The following is a 2,045-nucleotide window of genomic DNA, read 5'->3' on the forward strand; positions in this document are numbered from 1 at the left end:
GTCTGCAGACATCCAAGTTCTTGGCAAGACGGTCAAGCGGGGCGGCAGCGCTGCAGCGGGGCTCTATCTATTCAATTTCCAGAGCGACCCCATCAGCATATTCCGCTCGCCCTTCGACTTCGTGCGGTTTTACATTTCCCGCGCATCGCTGGAGGAGCTCGCGCGCGACGCGGGCGTGACGATGACGGGCAGCCTCTCACGCCCGGAGTTCGGCACGCTGGATCCCGTGCTCTACAACCTCGCCCTTGCGATGCTGCCGGCGCTCGACCGCCCCGACGAACCGAACCAGCTCTTCGTCGACCAGATCGCCCTGGCGTTCCATGCCCATGTGGTCCTCAACTACTCGGGCCCGTGCACGGACCTCGTGCGGAGGCGCGCTAAACTGTCGCCATGGCAGGCAAAACTGGCCACCGACCTCATCGCATCCCGACTCGATGGGAAGCTCTCCATCGCCGAATTGGCGTCTGCCTGCGGCCTGTCGCAAAGCCACTTCTCGCGAGCGTTCTTCCACACTCTGGGCGTTCCGCCCCACCGGTGGCTGCTTGCCAGCCGGGTGGAACACGCCAAGCAGCTGATTTCGTCGGGTGCGTTGCCGCTGACCGACGTCGCAAGGGCGTGCGGTTTTGCCTCGCAGAGTCACTTCACTCGTGTTTTCACGGGGCTGACCGGCATGCCACCCGGTAAGTGGGGACGCATGCGCCGGCGGCTCGGCGCGTTCGAAGTCAACGTGACCGGCGGGTCCTTCGATCACCGCGCCCAGTGATTTTGACCGTCCTTCGGCAATCGGATTGAGCAAAGCGTTTGGTTTGCTGCTATCGAACCGAGCGTTGAGTGCCGACGATAGAAGGCGGATGAGGATGTCCATCGTTCGCGACCGGTGCACCGAACGCCTTCTTTCACTCACGGGAGAGCTCCGATGACGCTGGTTCTCAAAGGGAAGGTCGCCCTCGTAACGGGAGGCACGCGCGGCATCGGTCGGGCGATTGCGCTTCGTCTGGCAAAGATGGGCGCCGACGTCGTCATTACCTACACCCACAGTGCCCAGGTTGCAGACGCGATAGTCAACGAGCTGTCAGCAGGTGGCAACCGAGCGCGGGCTTATCGTGCAGACCAGGGCGACCGCATCCAGGTTGAAGACATGGTCGAATGGGTGCGCGCGGATCTAGGGCGCCTTGACGTCGTGGTCAACAACGCTGGCATCTTCGACATGGGCCCCATTTGCGAACAAGGCGATGACGATCGGCTAGAGCGCGTCTTTGCCATCAACGCCGAAGGAACTATTGCGACGATCCGCGCCGCGGCTCGCAYCATGGAAAACCATGGCCGCATCATCAACATTTCTTCGTCTTCGGCCACGCGCGTGGGCGCGGTGGGGCTTGCCGACTACGCTTCGAGTAAAGCAGCGGTCGAGGGGTTTACCAAAGGAGCTGCCTGGGATCTCGCCAAGCGCGCCATCACGGTCAATGCCCTGTCGGTGGGACCGGTTGAGACGGACATGAACCCGCTCAATACTGACATGGCTGCATGGCTGCAGTCACTGACAGCCGTTGGCCGCTACGGGCGCGTTGACGAAATCGCCTCGGTTGTCGCGTTCCTCGCATCGCCCGAGTCAAGCTTCGTCACCGGGGCCGTCATCGCCGTCGATGGCGGCATGAATGCTTAACGGCCGGACTTTTCTGCGGAGTCGCTTTCTTGCGGCGCAGGAACGGGACAAAACGATGGCTAGCATCAAGCCGAGTTCGCCGGACTCCCCCTACCATGTCTAGATACATCAATCGGAGCCGACAATGTCCTATGGAACCGAGCAGATCACGGTCACTCGCATCGCCAAGGTCACCGATCTGCCCTATGAGCTCGCGACGGCCCGCTTTGAACACACGCTCGGCCATTGGAACGATGCCGACGGCATGGCGTTCGTCAAGCGCAAGGCACCATGGCTGGAAGTCCAGGCCCGAATCTGGACGGTGGCCAACCCCCATGGCCTGATGATCTTCCATAAGGTCGACCAGGGCGCACTGACGTCGCTGTCGGGCAAGGTCAAGCAG

3 protein-coding genes are annotated in these 2,045 nt (G+C 62.0%); all 3 read left to right on the forward strand.

The window, feature by feature from the left end:
- Positions 1–763, forward strand: a 763-nt coding sequence (locus AC1DT2_RS21735; protein ID WP_477298678.1) for a helix-turn-helix domain-containing protein, incomplete at its 5' end; no start/stop codon positions are given.
- Positions 764–916: 153 nt separating this feature from the next.
- Positions 917–1,663: an SDR family NAD(P)-dependent oxidoreductase gene (locus AC1DT2_RS21740; RefSeq protein WP_477298680.1), complete on the forward strand. Its 747-nt coding sequence runs from the start codon at positions 917–919 to the stop codon at positions 1,661–1,663.
- 124 nt (positions 1,664–1,787) lie between these two features.
- Positions 1,788–2,045 (forward strand): hypothetical protein (locus tag AC1DT2_RS21745; RefSeq protein ID WP_477298681.1); only part of this gene is annotated, 258 nt, incomplete at its 3' end.

It is taken from the genome of Luteibacter sp. P4_E6 (assembly GCF_056401535.1).